At 56.9% G+C, this 3,928-nt stretch carries 6 protein-coding genes; 1 reads left to right on the top strand and 5 read right to left on the bottom strand.

Features of this window, described 5'->3' with window-relative positions; translation table 11 throughout:
* The coding region (locus JW937_02475) for an ABC transporter ATP-binding protein (protein ID MBN1586276.1) at positions 1 to 473 on the bottom strand (473 nt) is incomplete at its 3' end.
* Positions 474 to 655: 182 nt separating this feature from the next.
* Between JW937_02475 and JW937_02470 the strand changes: the two genes are divergently transcribed.
* Entirely contained in the window at positions 656 to 1,015 is a 360-nt protein-coding gene (locus JW937_02470) for a CbiX/SirB N-terminal domain-containing protein (protein ID MBN1586275.1), read from the top strand.
* Here JW937_02470 and lexA read toward each other — a convergent pair.
* The 4 genes from lexA to JW937_02450 all read right to left on the bottom strand — a co-directional run.
* On the bottom strand, positions 1,012 to 1,632 hold the full coding sequence (lexA, locus tag JW937_02465; protein MBN1586274.1) for a transcriptional repressor LexA: 621 nt from the start codon (positions 1,630 to 1,632) through the stop codon (positions 1,012 to 1,014). The genes JW937_02470 and lexA overlap by 4 nt on opposite strands.
* Positions 1,633 to 1,806: 174 nt before the next feature.
* Positions 1,807 to 2,514: a type I 3-dehydroquinate dehydratase gene (gene aroD, locus JW937_02460; GenBank protein ID MBN1586273.1), complete on the bottom strand. Its 708-nt coding sequence runs from the start codon at positions 2,512 to 2,514 to the stop codon at positions 1,807 to 1,809.
* Between the two features lie 431 nt (positions 2,515 to 2,945).
* Positions 2,946 to 3,311, bottom strand: a complete 366-nt coding sequence (locus JW937_02455) for a hypothetical protein (protein MBN1586272.1) — start codon at positions 3,309 to 3,311, stop codon at positions 2,946 to 2,948.
* Between the two features lie 84 nt (positions 3,312 to 3,395).
* Positions 3,396 to 3,928: PD-(D/E)XK nuclease family protein (locus JW937_02450; GenBank protein MBN1586271.1), on the bottom strand; the 533-nt coding region annotated here is incomplete at its 5' end.

The following is a 3,928-nucleotide window of genomic DNA, read 5'->3' as shown; positions in this document are numbered from 1 at the left end:
AGAAGCAGGCGCGGCTTGTTAAGAAAGGCCTTGGCCAAAGCCAACCGCATTTGCTGGCCCGTGGAAAGATTGAAGGCCTTGGTGTTGCGCATGTCGCGCAGCTGGCAGCGGTCCATCAGGAAGTCGATGCGCGCGCCGGCCTGGGGGACCTCATAGAAATCGGAATAAACGCGCAGATTCTGCCAGACCGTGAGCTTGCCCGGCAGGCTCATGGTGGCGGAGCAGGTATTGAGCTTGGAGAGAATGGCTTGCCGCGCGCGGGTGTAGTTGCGCCCGAATAACTCCAGGCGGCCCTCGTCCGGATCCGCGATATTGAGAAGCATGCGGATGGTCGTGGTTTTGCCCGCCCCGTTGGGACCGAGCAACCCGGCGATCTCCCCTTCGCAGATCTCAAAGTCGATATGATCCACGGCAGTCTTCCCGTTAAATCGCTTGGTCAGATCCGTTGCGCATACGATGGGGTTTACTGACATAACTCATTTTCTGGTTGACCGGGTGTCAGACCTAGGTGCTTGACACCCCACTGACGCGTATACGTCATTGCGAGCCGAGCCACGTGCGAGGCGCGGCAATCCTTGTCCCGCACAGATTGCTTCGCCCGCGGCTCGCAACGACGGACTGTGGTGCCTGACACCCATGATACAATACCCTGCTCATGAAAGAATTCGTTTTGATCGCAGCCCATGGCAGCAAGAACCCCAAGACCCCGGAAGAGATCCGCGAACTCAGCGCGCGGCTCTCCACAGAGTTGCGGGGAATCCCTGTGGAAATTGCGTATTTGGAGATTTTGAAACCGGATATAGCGGAAGGAATTGAACGCTGCGTAGGGCATGGCGCTGCGAAGATCACGGTGCTCCCCTATTTCCTGAACACCGGAAAGCATGTGGAGCAGGATATCCCCACCCTAGTCGATGCCGCTCGCTTCAAGTACCCGGAAGTGCGCATCGACCTTCTGCCCCATGTGGGAGCCCACCCCAGTATGGTTCAGTTGTGCAAGGATCTTCTCAAGGGCTAGCCCAGACGCCTTAAAACCCCGACCACCTTGCCCAGGATGTGCACGTTCTCTTCCTGTTCGGAAATCACAATCGTTTCCATCAAGGGGTTCTCAGGTTCCAAGCGAATGACCCGGTTCTTGGTGTCGCGGAAAAAGCGTTTGACCGTGGCCTTGTCCCCCACACCCACAGCCACGACATCTCCGTCATTGGCGTTGGGCTGCTGGCGCACCACCACAAAATCGCCGTCCAGGATCCCGGCGCCGGTAATGCTGTCGCCCTCAATCCGCAGCGCAAAACAGCCCTCGCCGCGCGTAAAGCGCTCATCCACAACCAGGGTCTCATCAATTTCTTCCACCGCCAAAATAGGCTGGCCCGCGGAAATAGCCCCCACCACCGGCAATTCGACGGCATTCTCGGGAAGCGGGTTGCCCGCAGCTCCGGCCATAACCCGAATCCCGCGCGCATGACGGTCGCGCTGAATATAGCCCTTCTTTGCCAGGGCATCGAGGTGGCTGGTCACGCCGCGCAGGCTGGAAATGCCTAAATCCTGGCCGATCTCACGGATGGAAGGAGGGAAGCCCTGCTCTCTGATTTTGGAAATAAGGTATTCGAGGATCTCACGCTGCCGGTCTGTCATGGGTCTAGGTAGTTGCATACACACCTCCTGAGTTTACACTCCAAAAGATACATATGTATAGCAGACAGTTGAACTCATGTCAACAGGTGACTAGCAGACGTTTGCAGTATATTTGCTACATTCACCCTTTTGGTGTCAGGCACTGGTGCCAGGCACCGGTGCCTGGCACCGGGATCAACAGAGGGATCGGATCGCTCCGGCGAGGTTGACGGCGCTGGGCTGGCCCGGTGCTGTGGGACGCGCCGCATAGCCATAGGTGAGCAGGGACCCGAGGAAGGGAAAGAGCACACGTGAGAACTGGCCTGGCGCCCCCATGGCCAGAGTCACAAGGCCTTGCTCACAATGTTCAAGAGTAATCATAGCCAAGCGCAGGGCATCTTCACGGCTCTGGGCCATTGTGGCAATCTTAGCCACTGCGCCTGCTGCCACACACTGCCCGACAATCTGCGTCAACTCAGCCGAATCCGGAGTCTGCTCAAAGTTGTGATAGGAAAGAATGGGCAGCAGGCCGTGTTCCCGGGCCAGGCCCAATACCCCGGGGAGAATCTCCTGTGAACCCAATTCCACATCCACGGCATGCACATAAGGAGCAAGCGCACGGTACAGGGTCAAACGCTGCCCGGGCTGAAGCCCCCCCTCCCCGCCTTCTGCGGGAGACCGTACTGTAGCCAAAAGAGGCATTCCCGATAACGCGTATTTCTTTGCCACTTCCGCGCAATACTCCGGTTCGAACCGGCCGAAAGTATCCACCCGCAACTCCAGCACATCCACGCCCTGCTCATGCAGGGTCTGCAGGGTCTCGGGCACAACCGTATCGTCCACCACCCCGGCCACACGCGGCTTCTGTCTCAGATCGATTGGTCCCAGAAGGATTGGGTTCATTTTGCACATGATTTGGATTAGGTCGGGCCCCGGGAACCCCTATGTATGGGATACGGAAATACAGTAACTGCCTGTAAACACTTGCATTGTCGGGCAATTCTTCGCTAAGGCCATTCTTGACTTCGGATTAGCCCATGATATCTTTGCTAAGGCAACAGTACAAGAAATCATCCATTGGCGATTGAGAGAGCCGTGTAAAACGGTGTGGCGGGGTGTGGAACCCAAACTAGCTCTCAATCGCCCTTTTTTTAGTGAGCACAGGGTTATGGAGCGAAGCGACATAACCCGTGGCGCGCACCAACCCGCCATGGTTTTGTGGCGGATCTAAACTAAAGGGACAGTTCTCAGGTCAGAGCCATAAGAGGCAACGAGAACTGTCCCTATCAGTCAAATCATTAGATCCCCGTCTTCACGGGGAGACACTAGCTGGATCAGTTAGTCATGGTCTCCATGACTGCAGCAGCCGGCTTGGAAAGCTCCGCCAGATTGGCCTTCAGCCTCTGAACATCGATCTCCAATTGCTTCTTGCCTTCGATCAGCTTGCCCACTTGAATTTGAAGGTTGTCTCTTTCCTTCTCCACGGAACCAAAGCTTGCACGAATGGCGGACAATTCCTTCTGCGCCTTGGACAATTCCATCTTCGCGGAATTGCGTTCCGCAGCCAGGTTCTGGACCTGGGCCTGCAGGGTGTCGCGCTCTTGCTCCACCTTCTCGTACTGTTCCTGCGATACGCCACATCCCACAGTAACCATGAGGATAGCGACGGTGCCTAGCGCGGCTGCAATTCGGGTCCTCATACTTCCCTCCATTGTTGGGTTAAGTCTCTTCATGTGAATCGGATATATGATGCGCAGTTGGTCTCCAGTATCGTCCACGCATCATTAGAAGTCAAGACAGGCAGCGGAGGGTTCGAGAGGGAGAATTTTGCCGGCGCGCAGGGCCCACAACTCGCACTTGGGCGGAGCATCCAAGCCTAAGGAGGACTTGACGGCTTGAGCGTAGGAGCCCATTTGGGGGACGTAACGCTGAGTCCAGGCCCCGAGTTCCGCCCCGGCCACCCGGTCGGTTTTAAAGTCCACAATAACCCATTCCGTGCCTCGCTTAGCCAAGAGATCAATCACTCCGCGCACAAGCACCCCTTGGTACGCGCATTCAAATGGAATTTCCCGGCCCACGACTTCCAGATTCTGCATCTCCTCAGCCAAGCCGGATTCCAGCAAGTCCCCCAGGATTTCCTCCACGGCCACCCGCAAATCCAGTTCGGTCACAGAGAACTGCGCCACTACCCCGCTCAAAATCTCTTTGCTCACACAACGCAATGCTTCCCGGTCTTGGAGGTCCCAAAGCTGAAGCACCCGGTGCACCGCGACTCCGGCTGCGCGCCCCAATTCCGGGTCCTCCCCTGATGCCTGGT

Source organism: Candidatus Omnitrophota bacterium (assembly GCA_016929445.1).
In the GTDB taxonomy this organism is placed as follows: domain Bacteria; phylum Omnitrophota; class Gorgyraeia; order JAFGIU01; family JAFGIU01; genus JAFGIU01.
Note: the sequence above shows the minus strand (reverse complement) of the source record. Positions and strands in the feature narration are given on the sequence as shown.